The organism is Streptomyces sp. NPDC054842, assembly GCF_053611025.1.
The window spans coordinates 24,799-47,151 of sequence record NZ_JBSGZN010000021.1 but is presented as its reverse complement, the minus strand read 5'-3'; the positions used below and the strand labels follow the sequence as shown (position 1 = coordinate 47,151).

3 protein-coding genes are annotated in these 22,353 nt (G+C 75.3%); all 3 read left to right on the top strand.

What is annotated here, in order from left to right:
- The first annotated feature begins 812 nt into the window (after positions 1–812).
- Positions 813–2,021 (top strand): cytochrome P450, encoded by a 1,209-nt coding sequence (locus ACWGIS_RS18310; RefSeq protein ID WP_453363462.1) that lies wholly within the window; start codon positions 813–815, stop codon positions 2,019–2,021.
- Between the two features lie 92 nt (positions 2,022–2,113).
- A complete protein-coding gene (locus ACWGIS_RS18305) occupies positions 2,114–3,463 on the top strand; it encodes a serine hydrolase domain-containing protein (RefSeq protein WP_453363461.1) in 1,350 nt (449 codons plus the stop codon).
- Positions 3,464–3,641: 178 nt separating this feature from the next.
- The gene (locus ACWGIS_RS18300) at positions 3,642–22,349 is read left to right on the top strand and encodes a non-ribosomal peptide synthase/polyketide synthase (RefSeq protein WP_453363460.1); all 18,708 of its coding nucleotides are present in this window, start codon (positions 3,642–3,644) and stop codon (positions 22,347–22,349) included.
- Positions 22,350–22,353 lie beyond the last annotated feature (4 nt).

Below are 22,353 nucleotides of genomic sequence, written 5' to 3'. Positions count from 1 at the left end.
CTGGTGGGAGCGCCCCTGGGCGTACGCCGGGCGGGAAGGCCCGAGTGCGGTGTGCGGTCGCACGTTTGGGAACGGGCGGACAGGGCACCCGCCGGAAGCGGCGATCCGGCCGGACTGTCGTGCACGCGGATGAGGCCCCGTGAAAGCTACTCGGTGGTCACATCGGGCGGGCTGTGACCAGCACTCTCCGTTCAACTTCTGGGGGTTGCTTCTCACCTGACTCGCCATGAAGACTGTGGGCCGAGTTCGACCGGGACGAGGGTGTCCTGGAGTACGCACCGTGCCTGGAACGGACAGGATCCGTCGGTGTGCGTACCCACTCATCCCGCCCCGGGTGACCGGAGTTTGCGGGCCTGACACGTGTTCGCGTGAGCTGGGACAAGCCCCGCGCAGCGGCTGCGCGGGAAGATGCACTGGGGGAGCTGTGATGTCGGCATGGCCCGCAAGGCGAGTCGCACCGTCCGTTCACGCGCCGGCGAGGAGCCGAAGTACGGTGCGGAGGGCGTGTTGACCCTGCGCGAACGACTCCACTGACCCTGCGGACGCCCACCGTACGGGGCCGGCAGGAAGGCTGCCGGAATCAGGGGGACCTCGGCATGCCCTTCATGACGGCGATCCAACCGGCCTGTTGCTGACGGAAGTTGGGCCGGAGGCGGCTGAACGAGGCGCTCGCCACGGTGTCCTCGTCCCTGCGCGCCGGGTCCGTACGACGCGCCCGTCCGCCCGTCGTCCGGCGGCCCGGACACGCCGCGCACCATTGCGCCACCAGTGATTCCGCCGCGCCTGCACGCCCACATCTCAAGGGAGAAAAGGTGACAAGCAAGCAACTGACGGAGGCGTCCTTAGTCTGGGACGTCCTGGCCGACCGCTGGCGGTCCTTACGGGAGACCGGTCCCGTCCGCCACGACGAGGCACAGGGCGTCTGGCAGGTCGTGGACCACCAGGGTGTCGCCGCCGTCCTGGCGGACCAGGCCACCTACTCCTCGGACATGTCCCCGATCGCGCCCACCCAGCAGGACTTCGACACCTTCCGGCAGGGCAACTTCGTCGGCATGGACCCGCCGGAGCACCGCAAGCTCCGCGCCCTGGTCAGCCAGGCGTTCACCCCCCGTGTGGTGCAGGGGCTGGAAGCGCGTATCGAAGCCGTCTGCGCGCGACTGCTCGACACGGTCGAGGACCGTGACAGATTCGACCTGGTCGACACCCTCGCCTACCCGCTCCCCATCATCGTGATCGCCGAACTGCTCGGCGTACCCCCCGAGGACCACACCCTCTTCCAGGACTGGGCGAGCACCCTGTTCAGCGGCGACCAGCTCGGCGAGACGCCCGACATGGCCGACCTGGAACGGGCACTGGAGGCCATCGCGCCGACCGTGCGCGAGATGAACGGCTACATCCTGGAGCACATCCGCAACCGCCGTGCCCACCCCGGCGACGACCTCACCAGCAAGCTCCTCGGCGCCGAGGTCGACGGCGTCCGCATGGAGGACCAGGAGATCGTCGGATTCGTCGCCCTGCTGCTCGTCGCCGGACACATCACCACAACGGCCCTGCTGGGCAACGCCGTCGGCACCTTCGACCGGCATCCCGGCTCGCTCACCGCCCTGCGCGCCGACCCCGGCCGGCTGCCGGACGCCATCGAGGAGGTGCTGCGGTGGCTTCCGCCCTTCCCCGAGCTGGGGCGCCGCGTCACCAGGCCCGTGGTGCTGGGCGGCCACGAGATCCCCACCGACTCGCTGGTCATGGTGAACCTGGGCGCCGCGAACCGGGATCCCGCCCGGTTCGCCTCGCCGGACGTCCTCGACCTGGGCCGCAGCCCCAATCCCCACCTCACGTTCGGCCACGGCATCCACTTCTGCTTCGGCGCGCCGCTGGCCCGGCTGGAGGCGCGTATCGCGCTGCGCATGCTGCTTGAACGTTTCCGCACGCTGGACGTCCCGTCCTACGACGACGTCACGTTCCAGAACCCGGCCGTCATCGTCGGCGTACGCCATTTGCCGGTCGAAGTCACCCGCCCCTAGCCGTAGGCAGATCTCCCCCGGCCCGGTCCCGCTCACCTCGCGGTCCGGTCCGTCATCTGCCCTGAGCCGCCGTCATCAGGAGTCCCGCTCTCATGCCGTACCCCACCGCCGCTCTGGTCACCGACCGCCGACCCTCCCCGGTGCGCGAGGCGCTGCAGCGCCGCCTGGAACACCTCGCCGCCACGCACCGGGTGCCGGGCGCCCAGCTGGTCCTGGACTTCGGGACGCACGCCCTGAGCCTGCACACCGGCACCGCCGACGCCGCCACGGGCACGCCGTTCACCGCCGACACGGCCGTCCCGCTGGGCTCGGTCACCAAGGCCTACACCGCGGCGGCCGTGATGCTGCTGGCCGACGACGGCGACCTCGGCCTGGACGACCCGGCCGCCGCCTTCCTCCCGGAGTTACGCGCGTTACAGGAGGTGACCGTCCGTCACCTGCTCAGTCACACCGCCGGCCTGCCCAGCGGGCCCGATTCGGACACCGCCGCCGGCACCACCGCCCCGCGCTACCTGTCGGCGCTCTGCACCGCACAGAACGCGCTGTTCGAACCCGGGACCGCGTTCTCCTACTCCAACGCCGGCTACGTCGCCGCCGGACGGCTGCTCGAAGAGGTGACGGGGATGAGCTGGCGGGAAGCCGTCCGGGCCCTGCTCCTCGAACCCCTCGGCACCGAGCCCTGCTTCCTCGGCGACGCCCGCGCGAACCGCCCGGCCGCCGCGGGACACACCGTCAACACCGCCTCGGGCCGGATACGCACGGCACACCAGAACCTGGCACCGCTGGAGGCACCCGCCGGCGCCGTGCAGGCGAGCGCCCTCGACCTGGCCGCCCTCGGCAAGGCCCTGATCGGGCGGTCCGAGGTGCTGCCGCCCTCTGCCGCCGCGACGATGCGCCGCCGCGAACCCGCCGCCGACCCGGGCGTCCTGGCGAGCGGCTGGGGCCTCGGCCCCGCGCTCTTCGAGCGGGACGGCCGCCGCTGGTGCGGGCACGACGGGAACGCCCAGGGCACCTCGTGCCATCTGCGGGCCGAGCCCGACAGCGGCGTCGTCGTCGCCTTCACCGGCAACGCCAAGGGCGCCACCGCCATGTGGCAGGAGCTGTCCGCGGACCTCGCCCGGATCACCGGGATGCCGGTGCCCACCGCCCCGGCCCGCCCGCGCCACGACCGTCCCGTACCCCTGCCCGAGTGCGCCGGCACCTACCGCAACGGCGGCACCGAGTACCGGATCGACGTCGGCGGCGACGGCATGCCGACCCTCTCCGTGGACGGCGACTGCCCGATCCCGCTGGCCTGCTACCCGGACCTGGCGTGCGACCTGATCGATCCGGCCAGCGGCCGGCGCGAGCCCGGCGGGCGGTTCCACCGCGACCCCGTCACGGGCGCGATCGAACGCGTGCAGATCTCCGGACGCACAGCACGCCGCACCGGCACCCCCTGACCCCGGGTCGCCGTCCCCGTCACCGCCGCACCGGCACCCCCTGACCCCGGGTCGCCGCCCCCGTCCCCGCCGCACGCGCGGACAGCCACCCCCCACCGCTCAGTGGGTCCCACAGCTGTCTCTCCGGGCCGCCCGCGTCCGCGCGTACCCGTTCGTTCTCCGCCCGTAAGGACACCCCATGACGGACCCGCACGACATGGCCGCGCCCCGCTCACCGCGGACCGACGAGACGGCAGCACCCGCTGGCGGGGACGCCGCCCGGCCCCTGCCGCTCGGTGACCTGTTCGCCGCCCAGGCCGCCCGCACCCCGTCGGCGCCCGCGCTGACCGACGGGCGCCGGACCTGGTCGTACCGCGAACTGGCTTTGAAGGCAGACCTGTTGGCGGACCACCTGCGGGGGCTCGGAGCCGGTCCCGACCGGTCCGTCGCGCTCGTCCTGCCCCGCTCCATGGAACTGGTCGCGGCGGAGCTGGCCGTGGCGCGGGCGGGCGCCGCCTTCCTGCCGGTCGACCCCGGCTACCCGGCCGGACGGCGTGCCCTCATGCTGGCCGACGCCCGCCCCGCCGTGATCCTCGACGACCTGGACCGGATCAGCGACGTCATGGCCGGCGCGGCGGGGGTCCCGGCGTCCCGGCTCCCGGCGGCGGACGCCGATCACGCCGCCTACGTGATCTACACCTCGGGTTCCACCGGGACACCCAAGGGCGTGACGGTCACCCACCGGGGCATCGCGGGATTCGCCGCGGCCGCGGCCGAGCGGTACGCCGTGGGTCCGGGCGACCGCGTCCTGCAGTTCTCCTCGCCGAGCTTCGACGCCTCCGTCCTGGAGCTGTTCATCTCCCTCCTGACGGGCGCCACCCTGGTCGTGCCGCCGCACGGGCCGTGGCTCGGCGACGAACTCGCCGCCGTCCTGGACGAGCACCGCGTCACCCACGCCCTCATCCCGCCGGCCGCGCTCGCCACCCTGCCCGACCCGGCGGCGGACGGCGCCGGGCACCGGCTGCGCACGCTGATCGTCGGCGCCGAAGCCTGCCCGGCCGCCCTGGTCGACCGCTGGGCCCCCGGGCGCCGCATGATCAACTCGTACGGGCCGACCGAGGCGACCATCGTCACGTCCTGGACCGGCGCGCTCCGGGCCGGCTCCGGCACCCCCACCATCGGCGCCCCGCTGCCCGGCCTGCGCGCGTACGTGCTGGACGAGACCATGCGGCCCGTGCCGCCCGGGACCGACGGCGAACTCTTCGTCGGCGGCGACGCGTTGGCCCGCGGCTACCTCGGCCGCCCCGGTCTGACCGCCGCGCGCTTCGTCGCCGACCCCTTCGGGCCGCCCGGCTCCCGGCTGTACCGCACCGGCGACCGGACACGCTGGACCGCCGACGGCGAGCTGGAGTTCCTCGGCCGCCTCGACCGCCAGGTGAAGGTACGCGGCTTCCGCATCGAACCGGGCGAGATCGAGGCGGTACTCGCGCGCGAGAGCCTGGTCCGGGACGCCGTCGTCGTGGTGCGCGAGGACGAGCCCGGCCGGCGACGGCTCGTCGGCTACGTCACCCCCGCCGACCCGCGCGAGGCCCCGGAGCCGGCCGCCCTGCGTGCCGCGCTCACCGCCGCCCTGCCGGCGCACATGGTCCCCTCCGCCGTCGTCGTCCTGGACGAACTGCCGCTCACCCCGCAGCACAAGATCGACCGGCGTGCCCTGCCCGCCCCCGCCGCCGCGCCCACCGAGGGCCGGACCGTGCCGCGCACCCCCGAGGAGAAAGCCCTCGCCGCCGTCTGGGCCGACGTGCTGGGCGTCGACGCCGTCGGCGTGGAGGACGACTTCTTCGACCTGGGCGGCGACTCGATCCTCGCCGCCCGCGCGCTGTCCCGGATCAGGGACGACCTGGGCGTACGGCTGTCGGTGCGGGACGTGTTCACCGTACGCACCGTCGCCGGCCTGGCCCCGCTGCTCGGCGACCCCGCGGCCGCCGCGCCGCCGGACCCGATCCCGCCCGCCCCGCGGAACCGCCCGCTCCCGCTGTCCGGCGCCCAGCGCCGCCTGTGGTTCCTCAACGACCTCACCGCGGGCGGCACCGAGTACAACACCGGCGTGGCGCTGCGCCTGCGCGGACCGCTCGACGACGCCGCGCTGCGCCGCGCCCTGGACCGGCTCGCCGCCCGCCACGACTCCCTGCGCACCACCTTCACCACCGTGGACGGACAGGCCGCGCAGAGAGTGAGCGGCGACGCCGCGGTGCCGCTGCGCACGGCGGACCTCGGGCACGTCCCGGCCGACGACCGTGCCGAGGCCACCGAACGCCTGCTCACCGAGGAACTGGGCCGCCCCTACGACCTGGCGGCGGGCCCCCTGACCCGCGGCCTGCTCGTCCGCCGCACCGACGACGACCACCTCCTGCTGCTGGCGCAGCACCACATCGTCACCGACGGCTGGTCGGTCGGCGTGCTCACCCGCGACCTGGCCGCGCTCTACCACGCCGAGGTGTCCGCGGCCCCCGACGGACTGCCCGCGCCCGGCGTGCAGTACCCGGACTTCGCCGCGTGGGAGCGCGAACGGCGCCTCACGGACGGCGACACCGAGAGCCTCGCCTACTGGAAGCGGCACCTGGCCGGGATGCCGCAGCTGGAACTGCCGACGGACCGGCCCCGGCCCGCGGTGCGCACCACCGCCGGGGCGGCGCACCGGCACGCCCTGCCCGCCGAACTGGTCGCCCGGCTGCGGAACCTGGCCGGCGGCCGCGGCACGACCGTGTTTACCCTGTTCGCCGGCGCCGCGGCCGTGCTGTTCTCCCGGTACTCGGGGCAACGGGACGTGGCGTTCGGCACCGTCACCAACGGGCGCGGACGCCGGGACCTGGAGGACGTGGCCGGGTTCTTCGCCAACACCGTGGTGCTGCGCGGCGACGTGGACGACGACGTCACCGTGGACCGGTTCGTGGAGAGCATGCGCGCGACCGTGCTGGACGCCTTCGCCCACGACGGGGTGCCCTTCGACCGGGTGGTGGAGGAGCTGGCCCCGCCCCGGGACCCCAGCCGTACGCCCCTGGTGCAGGCGCTCGTGGTGCAGCAGACCGCCCCGGCGCATCCGGGACGGGCGGGCGGGCTGCGCATCGAGGAACACCCGCTGCCCCGGCCGGCCGCCCGCTTCGACCTGGTCCTGGAGTTCGCGCCGCGCGCGGACGGCGACTTCGAGCTGACCGTCGAGTACAACACCGACCTCTTCGAGGCGCGCACCGTGGCCCGGATGAGCCGGCACCTGCACCGCCTCCTGGAGGGCATGGCGGACGGCCCCCACCGCAAGCTGGCCGAACTGCCGCTCCTGTCCGACGAGGAGCGGCGCACCCTCCTCGACGCCTGGAACCCGCCGGCCGGCGGCGGAGACGACGCCGGCGACAGGACGCTGCCCGCGCTGTTCGAGGCGCGGGTCGCCGAGACCCCCGACCGGACCGCCGTGGTCTGCGGGCCGGTGCGGCTGGACTACGCCGAGGTGAACCGGCGCGCCAACCGGCTCGCCCGGCTGCTCATCGCCCGCGGCGCGGGTTCCGAGACGCTGGTGGCGCTCTGCCTGCCGCGCACCGCCGACCTGCTGCCGGTGCTCTGGGCGGTCCTGAAGTCGGGCGCGGGCTACCTGCCGGTGGACCCGGCCTACCCGGCCGAACGCATCCGCTTCATGCTCGACGACGCCGCTCCCGCCCTGGTCGTGGCCTCCCGGGACACGGCGGCCGTGCTGCCGCAGGAGTGCGAGCCGCTGATCCTGGAGGACACCGCGGCCACCGGGACCCCGGACCCGTCCGACGCGGACGTCACCGACGTCACGGACGCCGAGCGGGCACGGCCGCTGGACCCGCACCATCCCGCGTACGTCATCTACACCTCGGGATCGACCGGCCGCCCCAAGGGAGTCGTGGTCGCGCAGCGCAGCGTGGCCGCCCTCGCCTCTTGGGCTGAGCGGGAGTTCGGCAGCCGCGGGCTCGCCCACGTCGTGGCGTCCACCTCGCTCAACTTCGACGTCTCGGTGTTCGAGATGCTGTGCCCGCTGCTGGCCGGCGGCGGCGTGGAGCTGGTCGCCGACCTGCCCGCCCTCGCCGACGCGGCGGGACCGCGGCGCGCCGGACTGGTCAGCGGGGTGCCGTCGGTGGTCTCCCGGATGCTCACCGAGGACGCCGCCGCCGTCGAGGCGGACACCGTCGTCCTGGCCGGGGAGGCGCTGCCCGCCCAGACCGTGCGCGACCTGCGCCGGGCCATGCCGGGCGGCGAGGTCGCCAACATCTACGGGCCGACCGAGGCCACCGTCTACGCCACCGCGTGGTTCGCCGGCGACGCCGTGCCGGACCAGGCCCCGCCGATCGGCAGGCCCGTCGCCCGCACCCGCGCCTACGTCCTCGACCGGCTGCTCCGTCCCCAACCGCCCGGCGTGACAGGTGAGTTGTTCCTCGGCGGCGGCGGCCTGGCGCGCGGCTACCTGCGGCGCCCCGGCCTGACCGCCGCCCGGTTCCTGGCCGACCCCTACGGAGCGCCCGGCGACCGGATGTACCGCACCGGCGACCTGGTGCGCTGGACCGCCGACGGCGAGCTGGAGTACCTCGGCCGCATCGACCAGCAGGTCAAGGTACGCGGCTTCCGCATCGAACTCGGCGAGGTGGAGGAGGCGTTGCGCACCTGCGAGGGGGTCGCCGAGGCGGCCGCCGCCACGCGGGAGAACGACGGTCACCGGCGCCTGATCGGCTACGTCGTGCCCGCCGCCGGAGCGCGCGTGGAACCGGAGGCGGTACGCCGCGCGCTCAGCGCCTTCCTGCCCGACTACATGGTGCCCGCGGCGGTCGTGGTGCTCAGCGCCCTCCCGCTCAACCCCAACGGCAAGCTGGACCGCGCGAAGCTGCCCGACCCGGGCCCCGTCGCGCACACCGCGCGGCACGTCGCGCCCCGCACGCCCACCGAGCGGACGCTGGCCGCGATCTGGGCGGACGTCCTGCACGTCGCACGGGTCGGCGCCGACGACAACTTCTTCGCGCTCGGCGGCGACTCCATCCTCAGCATCCAGGTCGTGGCGCAGGCCCGGCGCGCCGGACTGCCGGTGACCTCACGCGACGTCTACCGCCACCAGACCGTCGCCGCGCTGGCCCGGTGCGCGGACGACGCCGGAGTCCGGGTGCCCGCCGCGCCCGCCCCCGTCGACGCCACCGGCACCGCACCGCTGACGCCCATCCAGCACTGGCTGTTCGAGAGCGCCGGTGAACGGGCGGCCCGCTTCGCGCAGACCCTGTCGGTGGAACTGCCCGCCGCCGTCGACACGGCGGCGCTGGAGGACGCCCTGAACGACCTGGTCGCCCACCACGACGCGCTGCGCTCCCGCTTCCGCACCGGCCCCGGCGACACGGGCGTCCAGTGGCACATCGACGAGAAGGCCCCCCGGCTGCACCTGGCCCACCACAGCGGCCCCGGCACCGACACCCCGCACCTGGGCCCCTTCGACCTCGCCCACGGCCCCCTGCTGCGCGCCGTGCTGCACGAGCGGGGGACCGGCCTGCCCCACGTCCTGCACCTGGCCGTCCACCACCTGGTCGTCGACGGGATCTCCTGGCGGGTGCTGCTGGAGGACCTCGACCGGGCCTACCGCGCCCGGCGCGAGGGCCGCGACGGCGCGGCGGAACTCCCGGAGAAGTCGTCGGCGCTGCGGCACTGGTCCCGGCGCCTGGCCGCACTCGCCGCCGACGGCGGCTTCGACGACGAGAGAGCGCACTGGGCGCAGCCGGTCACCGAGGACGAGACGGCCCTTCCGACGGACCTGGAGGGCGCCGGCACCTACGCCACCGCGCGCTCGGTGACCGTGCGCCTGACGCCCGAGGACACCGCCGTCCTGCTGCGCACCCTCCCCGAGACCTACCGCACCCAGGCCAACGACGTGCTGCTCGGCGCCCTCGGCCGCACCCTGTGCGCGTGGACCGGGCGCGACCGCGTGGTCGTCGACGTGGAGGGGCACGGCCGCGAGGAGCTGTTCACCGACGTCGACACCAGCCGCACCGTCGGCTGGTTCACCACCCGCCACCCCGTCGTGCTGACCGTCCCCCGGGACGCGGACTGGGACACCGTGCTCAAGGGAGTCAAGGAAGAGCTCCGCGCGGTCCCGCGGCACGGCATCGGCCACGGCGTCCTGCGGCACCTGGCCGGGCCCGAGTCGCCGCCCCCGGCGCCCGCGGCGCAGATCAGCTTCAACTACCTCGGCCGTTTCGGGCTGCCGGACGGGCCGCCGGACGGCCTCTACCAGGCACCGTTCCGCCCGCTGGAACTGGACGCCGACCCCTCGGCCGCCCGCCCCCACCCGCTGGAGGTCGTGGGGCAACTGGACGGCGACGCACTGGAGTTCACCTGGTTCTACTCCGCGGAACTGCACCGTGAGGCGACCGTCGCGGACCTCGCCGGGCGCTTCGCCGACGCGCTCGCGGGACTCGCCCGGTACGCCGCCAGGCCCGGCACCGGCGGACGCACCCCCTCGGACTTCCCGCTGGCCCGGCTCGACCAGCCCGCCGTGGACCGGATCGCCGGGGACGACCCCGGCGCCGTGGAGGACGTCCACCCGCTCACCCCGACCCAGGCCGGCATGCTCTTCCACGGTCTCTCCCAGGACGACCGCGGCGCCTACTTCCAGCAGCTGACCTTCGTCCTCGACGGGACACCCGACCCCGACGCCCTCGCGGCGGCCTGGCAGCGGGTCGCCGACCGCACCCCCGTGCTGCGCGCCCATGTCGCCTGGCAGGACATGCCCGAACCGCTGCTGGTGGTCCGGCGCCACGCGACCGTGCCGGTCACGCACGCGGACTGGCGGGACGTCCCGGAACCCGAACGGCAGTCCCGGCTGCGGGAGTTGCTCGACCGGGACCGTGAACGCGGCATCGACCTGGGGAAGGCCCCGCTCCAGCGCCTGCTGCTCGTCCGCCTCACCGACGACAGCGTGCGCGTGGTGTGGTCCTTCCACCACCTGATCCTGGACGGCTGGAGCCTGTTCCAGGTCCTGTCGGACGTCTTCGCCTGCCACGCGCTGCCGGCCGGGGACACCGGCACTGCCGACGGCGTCGCCCTGCCCGAACGCCGGCCCTTCCGCGACTACGTGGCCTGGCTGGCCGAGCAGGACCCCGCCGAGGCCGAACACCACTGGCGGACCCGCCTGTCCGGCCTGACCGAGCCCACCGCGCTGCCGTACGACCGTGAACCGCGCGAGAGCCACCGCGCGGAGTCCACGCGGGCCGTCCACGTGCACGTCCCCGAGGCCACCAGCCGTGCCCTGGAGGACCTGGCCAGGACGGCGGGCCTGACCCTCAACACCCTGGTGCAGGGCGCCTGGGCGCTGCTCCTGAGCCGTCAGGCGGGCCGTGACGAGGTGGTCTTCGGCACCACCGTCTCCGGGCGGCCCCCGGAGCTGCCCGGCTCCGAGGCCATGACCGGCCTGTTCATCACGACCCTGCCCACCCGTGTCGCGGCTCCGCGCGAGGAGACCCTCCTGGCCTGGCTGAGCCGCCTCCAGCAGGACCAGAGCGAGGACCGGCGCTTCGACCACATGCCGCTCACCCGGCTGCGGGGGTTCACCGAACTCCCGGAACGGGTCAACCTGTTCGACAGCATCGTGGTCTTCGAGAACTATCCGGTCGACGACGGCCTGGCCGCCGCCCACGGCCTGCGGCTGAGCGACCTGCACGGCATCGAGACCACCAACTACCCGCTGAGCCTGGTGGCCTACCCCGGCGCGGAACTCGGCCTGCGCCTCGGCTACGACCCCGAGCTGTTCGATACGGGCACCGCCGAGCGGATGGCCGAGTACCTCACCGTCCTGCTGGAGGGCATGGCCGCCGGACCCCAAAGGCCCGCCGCCCGCCTGCCGTTGCTCACCCCCGAGCGGCGCGAACAGGTCGTCCACGAGTGGAACGACACGGCGACCGAGACGCCGGACGCCACGGTCGCGGACCTCTTCGCCGCCCAGGTGCGGCGCACGCCCGACGCCGTCGCCCTGGAGGCCGGCGCCGATCACCTCACGTACCGGGAACTGGACGCCCGGGCCGGCGCGCTGGCCGCCCGGCTGACCGCCCTCGGCGTGCGGCCCGAGGTCCCGGTGGGCGTCCTGATGGACCGCTCGGTCACCCTGGTCCTCGCCCAGCTCGCCCTCGCCCGCACCGGCGGTGTCTACGTGCCGCTCGACGGCCGGGCCCCGGCGGAGCGACTGCGCGCGATGCTCGCGGAGGCGGGTGCCCGCCTGCTGCTCACCGACGCGGCCCGGGAGGACACGGCCCGGACCGTGCACACCGGGGGAGACGTCGTACGCCTGGACGGAGCCGGGCGGGACGGGGCGGACACCGCGCCCGCGGACGGCCCCGGCCGCGCCGACGGCGACGCGTCCATGGACGTGCTCCCGGTCGGCGCCGCGGTGCACCCGGACAACGTCCAGTACCTGATGTTCACCTCCGGCTCCACCGGCGTGCCGAAGGGCGTCGCGGTGCGGCAGCGGGACGTCGCCGCGCTGGCCCTGGACCGGGCCTTCGCCGCCCACGACCGCGTGCTCGTGCACTCCCCGCACGCCTTCGACGCGTCGACCTACGAGCTGTGGGTCCCGCTGCTGCGCGGCGGGACCGCCGTCCTGGCACCGGCGGCGGACCTGGACGCCTCGGTCGTACGCCGGGTGATCACCGAGCAGGACGTGCGGTACCTGTGGCTCACCGCCGGCCTGTTCCGCCTCCTCGCCCAGGAGGACCCCGCCTGCCTGCGCGGCGCGCGGGAGGTGTGGACCGGCGGCGAGGCCGTACCCGGCGCGGTGGTGCGCCGCGTCCTGGACGCCTGCCCCGGCCTGACCGTCGTCGACGGCTACGGCCCGACCGAGACCACCACCTTCGCCACCCGCCGCGTCTTCCGCGCCGGCGACCCGCTGCCACCGGTGCTGCCCATCGGGCGCCCCCTGGACAACACCCGCGTCTACGTCCTGGACGACACGCTCCAGCCCCAACCACCGGGTATCCCCGGCGAGTTGTACATCGCCGGGGCCGGAGTGGCCCGCGGCTACGCCGGGCGCCCCGGCGCGACCGCCGCCCGCTACCCCGCGGACCCGTTCGGGCCGCCCGGCAGCCGCATGTACCGCACCGGCGACATCGTGCGGTGGAGCCCCGACGGCGAACTGCAGTTCGTGGGCCGCGCGGACGACCAGATCAAGATCCGCGGCTTCCGCGTCGAACCCGCCGAGATCGAGGCCCGGCTCACCGCCCACCCCCGTATCGCCGAAGCGGTCGTCTCGGTGTACGAGGAGGCCGGGCGCAAGCGGCTGGCCGCCCACCTCGTACCCGCCCCGTCGGCCGCCGTGCCGACCGCGACCGAACTGCGCGCCCACCTCTCCGCCGGGCTGCCCGACTACATGCTGCCCGCCGCCTTCGTCACCGTGGCGGAGCTGCCCCTGACGGCCAACGGCAAGGTCGACCGGCGGCGGCTCCCCGCACCCGACTGGTCGGCGGCCGGCGACACCGCGTACCGCGCGCCGCGCACCGATGCCGAACGGATCCTCGGCGAGATCTGGGCCGACCTGCTCGGAGTCGAACGCGTCGGCGCCGACGACAACTTCTTCATGCTGGGCGGTGACTCGATCCTCAGCATCCAGGTCGTCTCCCGCGCCCGCGCCGCGGGCCTCGCGCTGACCCCCCGCGACCTGTTCCGGCACCCCACCGTCGCCGCGCTGGCCGCCGCCACCGGTACCGCGGCGCCCGTCGCCGGGACCGGCCCGGTGAGCGGGGACGTCGCGCTCACGCCCGTCCAGCACTGGTTCCTCGACGCGGCGCCGCGCCGCCCGGAGTTCTTCGACCAGTCCCTCGTGATCGAGACGGCCGACGCCGACCCGGCCGCGCTGCGCCACGCGCTGACCGCCCTGTGGACCCACCACGACGCGCTGCGCTCCCGCTTCACCCGCGCCGACGACGGTTCCTGGAGCCAGACCTGCGTCCCCGCGGACGCCGAGGCACCGGAGCTGCTGCGGGTCTGCGACCTCGGCGGGTCCGGCGCGGCCAAGGCCCGGGAGACCGAGGACCGCGTCACGGCCGAGGCGCACACCGGCTTCCGCCTGGACACCGGCCCGCTCCTCACCGCGCGCCTGTTCACCGGCGTCCGGAGCACCGCGTCCGAGGACACCGGCAAAGAGGACACCGGCATCCGCACCGACCGGCTCCTGCTCGTCGCGCACCACCTGGTGGTCGACGGGGTGTCCTGGCGCGTCCTCCTGGAGGACCTGGAGACCGCCTACCGGCAGGCCCGAGCCGGGGAGCCGGTGCGCCTGCCGGCCCGCACCACGTCCGTGCGGGAGTGGACGCGGCGACTGCGCGCGCACACGGAGGAGGGCGGCTTCGCGGCGCAGCGGGCCCACTGGGAGGCGGTCGCGCGGCACTGCGCGGCCCCGCTCCCGGTGGACGCCGAGGGCGGCAACACCATGGCCGACGTGCGCTCCGTGACCGTCCGGCTCGACCGGGGGAGCACCGACGACCTGCTGCGGAAGGTGCCCGGCGTCTACCGCACCCGCATCGACGACGTCCTGCTGACCGCGCTGGCCCGCGTGCTGGCCGGCTGGACCGGACGGCGCACCGTCGCCGTCGAGCTGGAGGGCCACGGCCGCGAGGACCAGCTCTTCGACGACGTCGACCTGTCCCGGACGGTCGGCTGGTTCACCACGCTGTTCCCGGTCGCCCTCGACGTGCCCGACGGGAACTGGGGCACCGCCCTCAAATCCGTCAAGGAACAGCTGCGGGCCGTACCAGGACGCGGCCTCGGCCACGGCGCCCTGCGGTGGATCGCGCAAGACGCGGCACTCGCCGGACAACCGTCGCCGGCCGTCAGCTTCAACTACCTGGGCCGGTTCGACTGGTCCGCCGACGAGGGCGTACTCGTGCGCTCCGTGCCCGGCGGCCTGGACGGCGCGGAGGCCCCCGAGCAGGCGCGGCCCCACCTGCTCGACGTGATCGCCCGGGTCGAGGACGACCGGCTGGAGGTGACCTGGCACTACAGCGCCGCGGTGCACCGCAGGGACACGGTGGAAGGACTCGCGGAGGGCATGCTGCGGGCGCTCGGCGACCTGGTCACGCACTGCTCCGACCCCGCCGCGGGCGGACGCACACCCTCGGACTTCCCGCTGGCCGGCGTGGACCAGGCCGCCGTGGACCGGGTCGTGGGCGACGGCCGCGCCGTCGCCGACCTCTGCCCGCTGACCCCGATGCAGGCGGGCATGCTGTTCCACAGCCTCCTGGACGCGGACGCCCGGACCTACGTCAACCAGGTGCAGCTGACGCTCACCGGCGTCCGTGACGCGCACGCCTTCGCCGAGGCGTGGCAACGGACGGCCGACGCCAACCCGATGCTGCGCACCCGGCTGGTGTGGCAGGAGACGGCCGTCCCCCTCCAGGTCGTGCAGCACCGCGCCGAGGTGCCCGTCACCCACCACGACTGGTCCGGGTGGCCGGCGGAACGCTGCGAGCGCGCACTCGACCGGATGCTGGAGGAGGACCGGCGGGCCGGCGTCGACCTGGCCGCCGCGCCCCTGATGCGGCTCGTGCTGATCCGGCTGTCGCCCGACCGCGTGCGGATGGTGTGGACCTTCCACCACATCCTGCTCGACGGCTGGAGCGCCGCCCAGGTCTTCGACGAGGTGTGCGAGCGGTACGCGGCACTGACGACCGGACGCCGCCCGCAGGTCCCGGACCGCGCGCCGTTCTCCGCCTACCTGGGCTGGCTGGCCCGGCAGGACACCGGACGCGCGGAGGAGTACTGGCGCGAGGCGCTGGCCGGCTTCACCGTCCCCACCGAACTGCCGCGTGACCGGCGGTCCGCCGGGGCCCACGCGGCCTCCTCCTCGGGGTCGGTGCGGGTGACGCTCGACGCCGAGGTGTCGGCACGGCTGCGGGACACCGCACAGCGCGCCGGACTCACCGTCAACACGGTGCTCCAGGGCGCCTGGGCGCTGCTGCTGTCGCGGTACGGCGGCGGCGACGACGTCGTCTTCGGGACGACCGTGTCCGGCCGCCCCGCCGAACTGCCCGGCGTCACCTCCATGGTCGGCGTGTTCATCAACACGCTGCCCACCCGGGCGCGCGTCGACGGACAGCGGCCCCTGCTCGACTGGCTGCGCGAACTCCAGGCCGCCCAGTCGGAGTCCCGGCGTCACGACTTCGTCTCGCTCGCCCAGCTCCAGACCTGGAGCGAGGTGCCCGGCGGCACCCCGCTGTTCGACAGCATCGTCGTCTTCGAGAACTACCCCTTCGACGGCGACGCCCTGGCCCGGCACGGGCTGGCCATGGAACAGGAACGCGACCTGGAGCCGACCAACTACCCGCTCAGCGTGGTGGTCGCCCCGGGGGACACCCTCGCCGTGGCCCTCGACTACGACCCGGAGGCCTTCGACGCCGAGACCGTCGAAGGGCTCGGCGCGAGCCTGCGCACCCTCCTGACGGAGATGGCCACCGACCCCGGCCGCCGCCTCGCCGACCTTCCGCTGATCGCGTCCGAGGAGGGCCGCCGGCTCGTCGGCCGCCTCGGCGGACCCCTCGCCGCCGCGCCGCACCGGACCCTGCCCGAGGTGTTCCAGGAGCAGGCCGCGCGCACCCCCGACGCCCCGGCCGTACTGGCGGGCGCCGTGTGCCTCAGCTACCGGCAGCTCAACGAGCGCGCCAACCGGCTCGCCCGGCGGCTCGTCGAGGCGGGCGCGGGCCCCGAGCGGTTCGTCGCGCTGGCCCTGCCCCGCACCGCCGACCTGATCGTGGCCCTCCTCGCCGTGCTCAAGAGCGGCGCGGCCTACCTGCCCGTCGATCCCGGCCACCCGGCCGAGCGCATCGCCTTCCTCTTCGACGACGTACGCCCCGACGCGGTGGTCACCAGCGCGGAGACCTCGGACCGGCTGCCCGACGGCCCGTTCACCCGGATCGACCTCGGCGAGGCGAGCGGCGCACCCGCGGCCGCCGGGTCCGCCGCCGACGTCCGCGACGACGAACGCCACACACCCCTGCTGCCCGGCCACCCCGCGTACGTCATCCACACCTCGGGCTCGACGGGCCGCCCCAAGGGAGTCGTCGTCGCCCACGAGTCGGTGGTCGCGCTGACCGACTGGGCCGCCGCCGAGTTCACCGGCCGCGGACTCTCGCACGTCGTGGCCTCCACCTCGCTCAACTTCGACGTGTCGGTGTTCGAGATCCTCTCCCCGCTGCTCGCCGGCGGCTGCGTCGAGGTCGTCCGCGACCTGCTGGCGCTCGCCGAGCGCGACCGGCCGTGGACCGCGGGACTGCTCAGCGCCGTCCCCTCCGCCCTCGGCCGGCTGCTGGCGGAGGACGCCGTCGACGTCACCGCCGACACGGTCGTGCTCGCCGGCGAGGCGCTGCCCGTCCACACCGTCCGGCAGGTGCGGGCGGCGGTGCCCGGCTGCCGCGTGATGAACATCTACGGCCCCACCGAGGCCACCGTCTACGCCACGGCCTGGACCTGCGACCCGGCGGAACCCGACCGGGTCCCGGCGATCGGCAGGCCCGTCGGCGGCGCCCGCGCCTACGTCCTGGACGCGCGGCTGCGCCCGGTGCCGGCCGGAGTCCCCGGCGAGCTGTACCTCGCCGGGACGGGAGTGGCCCGCGGCTACCTGCGCCGGCCGGGGCTGACCGCGTCCCGCTTCCTCGCCGACCCGTACGGGCCGCCCGGCAGCCGCATGTACCGCACCGGGGACCTGGTCCGCTGGACCGCGCGGGGCGACCTCGTGTACCTCGGACGCACGGACGACCAGGTGAAGGTGCGCGGCTTCCGCATCGAACTCGGCGAGGTGGAGGCCGCCCTCGCCCGGCACCCGCTGGTGTCCGCGGCCGCCGCGCGGGTCGTGGAGCACGACGGCCACCGGCGCCTGGTGGGCTACGCCGTACCGGCCGGTGGTGCCGACGTCCCCGAACCGGCCGCGCTGCGCGACTTCCTCGCCCGCACGCTCCCCGACCACCTCGTCCCGGCGGCCGTGGTGCCGCTGGCGGAGCTGCCGCTCGGGGCCACCGGCAAGCTGGACCGCAGGGCACTGCCCGACCCCGTGTGGGCCGCCCCCGCCTCCGTCGACGCCCGCCCGCCGAGCACCGGCACCGAACAGACGCTCGCCGCGATCTGGTCCGAGGTGCTGGGCGTGCCCGAAGTCAGCGCGCGAGACAACTACTTCGCGCTCGGCGGCGACTCCATCCTCGGCATCCAGATCGTCTCCGCCGCCCGCCGGGCCGGACTGGCGCTGACCCCGCGGCACCTGTTCCTCCACCAGACCGTCGCCGAACTGGCCGCGGCCGCCGAGGAGATGCCCGCTCCGGCCACCGCGCCCACCGCAGAGCAGGGACCCGTCGTGGGCGAGGTGCCGCTCACCCCGGTGCAGCACTGGCTGCTCGACACCCTCACCGGCGATCCGGCGCACTTCTCCCAGACGGTTTCCTTCCACCTCGCCGACGACACCGACGAGACGGTGCTGCGCGCCGCCCTCACCGCCGTCCTCGACCACCACGACGCGCTGCGCCTGCGGTTCGAGCGGTCCAGCGACGGGCACTGGCGCCAGCACGGCACGGCGCCCGGCGCCCCCGCGTGGCTGGAGGCGCACGCACTGCCCGAGGGCACCGGCGCCGACGCGGCGCTGCGCGAGCGGGCCCGGCGGCTGGGCAGCGGGTTCGACCTGGCCGCCGGCCCGCTGCTGCGGGGCGCGCTGTGCCGCCCCGCCGACGGCGGGCGTCCGGTCCTGCTGCTGAGCGCCCACCACCTCGTGGTGGACGCGGTCTCCTGGCGGGTGGTCCTGGAGGACCTGGAGAGTGCGTACCGGGCGCTGCGCGCCGGTGACCGGCCCCGCCTCGGCCCGAAGACCACCTCCTACCGCTCGTGGGCGACGCGGCTCGCCGCGCACACCGCGGCCGGCGGCTTCGACGACGAACTCGCCCACTGGCAGGGGCTGGAGGAAGACCCGGCCCTGCCCGCCGACCTGTCCGGGGCGAACACCGTCGCCTGCGAGGAGACCGTGACGGCCGCACTGGACGAAGAGGAGACCCGGCGCCTGCTCCAGGACGTGCCCGACGTCTACCGCACCCGGGTGGACGAGGTCCTGCTGTGCGCCCTGGGCCGGGTCCTGACCCGCTGGACGGGCCGTGACCGGGTGACGGTGGCCCTGGAGGGCCACGGCCGGGAGGAGCTGTTCGACGACGTCGACCTCGCCCGCACCGTCGGCTGGTTCACCACGATGTTCCCCGTCGCCCTCGACGTCCCCAGGGACGCCGACACCGGCACCGCGCTCAAGTCCGTCAAGGAGGGACTGCGGTCGCTGCCGCGCCGCGGACTGGGCTACGGAGCGCTGCGCCACCTCCGCCCCACGGCCGGCGCGCGACTGCCGGCGCTGCCGCAGGTCGGCTTCAACTACCTCGGCCGGCAGGACCGCGCCACGTCGCCGGGCGGCCTGCTGCACGCCCCCTACGGCGGCCTGGAGGGCGGCATGGACGCCTCGGCGCGACGGCCCCACCTCCTCGACGTACTGGGCCGGGTCACCGACGGGCGGCTGGAGTTCGCCTGGTCGTACTCGCGCGAGGTGCACCGGCACGACACCGTCGCCCGGCTGGCCGCCGACCTGACCGACGAACTGCGCGCCCTCGTGCGGCACTGCGCCCGGCCGGACGCCGGCGGGCGCACCCCGGCCGACTTCCCGCTGGCCCCGCTCGACCAGGCGGGCGTCGACCGGCTGGTGGGCACCGGCCGCGATGTCGTCGACGTCTACCCGCTCACCCCCACCCAGACCGGCATGGTCGTCCACGCCCTGGACGAACCCGGTGAGGGGCTGTACGTCGAGCAGATCACGTTCGTGGCGGACGGCGTCCGCGACGTCCGCGCCCTGGCGGACGCCTGGCAGCACGTCGTGGACCGCACCCCGGTGCTGCGCAGCGCCGTGGTCCTCGACGGGGTGCCCGTACCGCTGCAGACCGTGCGCCGCGACGTCACCCTGCCGGTCACCGAGCACGACTGGAGCGCCTGGCCGCCCGCCCGGCGCGAGGCGGAACTGGAGCGGCTGCTGGCCGAGGACAAGGCGCGCGGCCTCGCCCTGGACCGGGCGCCGCTGCTGCGGGTCGCGCTCATCCGGCTCGGCCCCGACGAGGTGCGCGTGGTGTGGACCTTCCACCACGTTCTGCTGGACGGCTGGAGCGTCTTCCACGTGCTGTCCGACGTCATGGCGTGCCACGCCGCCCTCGCCCGGGGCGACGAGCCGCGGCTCCCGGAGCGCAGGCCGTTCGCGGACTACGCCGCCTGGCTCGCCGCCCGCGACGTCGCAGAAGCCGAGAACCACTGGCGGAAGGCCCTCGCGGATCTCACCGCCCCCACGCCCCTGCCGTACGACCGGCGGCCCGCGCGCGGCGCGGCGGCCCGCTCCGGCACCTGGCTGTCGCAGCGCCTCGACCCCGCAGGCACCCGGCGGCTGCTGGACGTCGCCCGCCGCCACCGCCTCACCCTCAACACCCTGGTCCAGGGCGCCTGGGCACTGCTGCTGTCGCGGTGGAGCGGGGAACGCGAGGTGTGCTTCGGCACCACCGTCTCCGGGCGGCCCGCCGACCTGCCCGGCGCCGACACGATCACCGGGCTGTTCATCACCACCCTGCCCGCCCGCGTCACCGTCGACGGCGACGCGCCCTGTGACGCGTGGCTGCGGGAGATGCAGACGGCCCGCGCCGAGGACCGCCGCTTCGACCACACACCGCTGACCGATCTGCAGGACTTCAGCGGAGTGCCCGGCGGGACCCCGCTGTTCGACAGCCTGCTGGTCTTCGAGAACTACCCGGTCGGCGATGCGACCGCGGGCGCCCACGGCGTGCGGGTCCGCGACCTCGACGCGCGGGAGGCGACCAACTACCCGCTCACCGTGGTGATCTCGCCCGGTACCGAGCTGGGCGTCGAACTCGGCTACGACCCCCGGTACTTCGAGGAGAGCACGGCGCGCTCCCTGGTCGCCCGGCTGCTCCACACGCTGCGCGCCCTGGCCGAGTCCGCGGACACCGCCCGCCTCGACGCCGTGGACATGCTGCCGCCCGAGGAACGGGCACGCCTGCTCGACCCGCCCGCGCGCCCGCAGTCCCCGCCGGTGCCCCCGGCCGCCCTGCCGGACCTCGTCGAGGCCGGCGTGGACCGCGACCCGGCCGCGCCGGCGCTGAGCGCACCGGGACTGGAGCTGACGTTCGCGGACGTGGAGGCACGGGCGAACCGCCTGGCGCACCGCCTCATCGCCCGCGGTGCCGGTCCCGGCGACATCGTCGCCCTCGTCCTGCCGCGCTCCCCGGAGATGGTCCTCGCGCAGCTCGCGGTGGCCAAGACCGGAGCGGCGTTCCTCCCCGTCGACCCGGGCTACCCCGCCGAACGCGTCGCGCTGATGCTGCGCGACGCCGGACCCGCCCTCACCCTCGACGCCCCGGAGGTCACCGGCCTGCTGGCGGCGTCGCCGGACGGCACGCCCGGGCACCGGCCCACCGACGCCGACCGCACCCGCCCGCTCGACCTCGACGACCCGGCCTACGTCATCCACACCTCGGGCTCCACCGGCACCCCCAAGGGCGTCGTCGTCACCCACCGGGGCCTGGCGGGCTTCTGCGCCGCCGAGGCCGAGCACTACCAAGTGGGCCCCGGCGACCGCGTTCTGGCCTTCGCCACGCCCAGCTTCGACGCCTCGGTCCTCGAACTGTGCATGTCGCTGCCGAACGGCGCCCGCCTGGTCGTCCCGCCCCCGGGCCCGCTGCTCGGCGCCGGGCTCGCCGACGTCCTGCGCGACGCGCGCATCACCCACACCCTGCTGCCCCCGGCCGCGCTGGCCACCCTGCCGCCGGACACCCCCGGCACGCTGCCCGACCTGCGCACGCTCACCGTCGGGGCGGACGCCTGCGGCGCCGAGCTGGTCGCCCGTTGGGCCCCCCACCACCGGATGATCAACTCCTACGGGCCGACCGAGGCCACCGTCGTCGCCACCTGGTCGGCCCCGTTGGAGCCGGACGGCACCGCGCCCCCCATCGGCCGCGCGCTGCCCTCCACCCGGGCCTACGTGCTCGACGCGCGGCTGCGCCCGGTCCCCGACGGCGTAGCGGGCGAACTGTGGCTCGGCGGCCCGGCACTGGCCCGCGGCTACCTGAACCGGCCCGGCCTGACCGCGGCCCGGTTCACCGCCGACCCGTTCGGCCCCCCGGGCACCCGGATGTACCGCACCGGGGACCTGGTGCGCCGCGACGCCCGCGGCGAGCTGCACTACCTGGGCCGCACGGACCACCAGCTCAAGCTGCGCGGCCACCGCATCGAGGCGGGCGAGGTCGAACAGACCCTGGTGCGCCATCCGGGCGTGCTGGACGCCGTGGTGAGCGTCCGGGAGGACGAACCGGGGCTGCCGCGCCTGGTGGCCCACCTGCTCGCCGCACCCGGCTGCGAGCCGCCCACGTCCGCCGACCTGCGGGCCTCGGCCGCCCGCACCCTCCCCGCGCACATGGTCCCCTCGGCGTTCGTGGTGCTGGACCGCTTCCCGCTCACCGAGAACGGCAAGACCGACCGCGCCGCCCTGCCCGCCCCCGGACCCGGCACGGAGGAGGCGCCGGGGCACATCGCCCCGCGCACGCCCACCGAGGAGGCGCTGGCCGCGATCTGGGAGGAGGCCCTGCACACGGCCGTCGGCGCGGAGGACGACTACTTCTCCCTGGGCGGCGACTCCCTGCGCGCCCTGCTCATCGCCTCACGCGCCAACGACGCCTTCGGTGTGTCCCTCACACCCCGCGACGTGCTGGTCACCCGCACCGTCGCCGTCCTGGCGGAGCTGGTGGAGGAACAGGTGCTGAGCGAACTCGAGGACGCCCTGCGCGGCGACAGCGACCACGACGAAGAACGGTGAGGAC

What these genes read in the sequence shown, in the direction of transcription:
- ACWGIS_RS18305 (WP_453363461.1), top strand. Translation starts at nt 2,114, where the DNA reads ATGCCGTACCCCACCGCCGCTCTGGTCACCGACCGCCGACCCTCCCCG.
- ACWGIS_RS18300 (WP_453363460.1), top strand. Translation starts at nt 3,642, where the DNA reads ATGACGGACCCGCACGACATGGCCGCGCCCCGCTCACCGCGGACCGAC.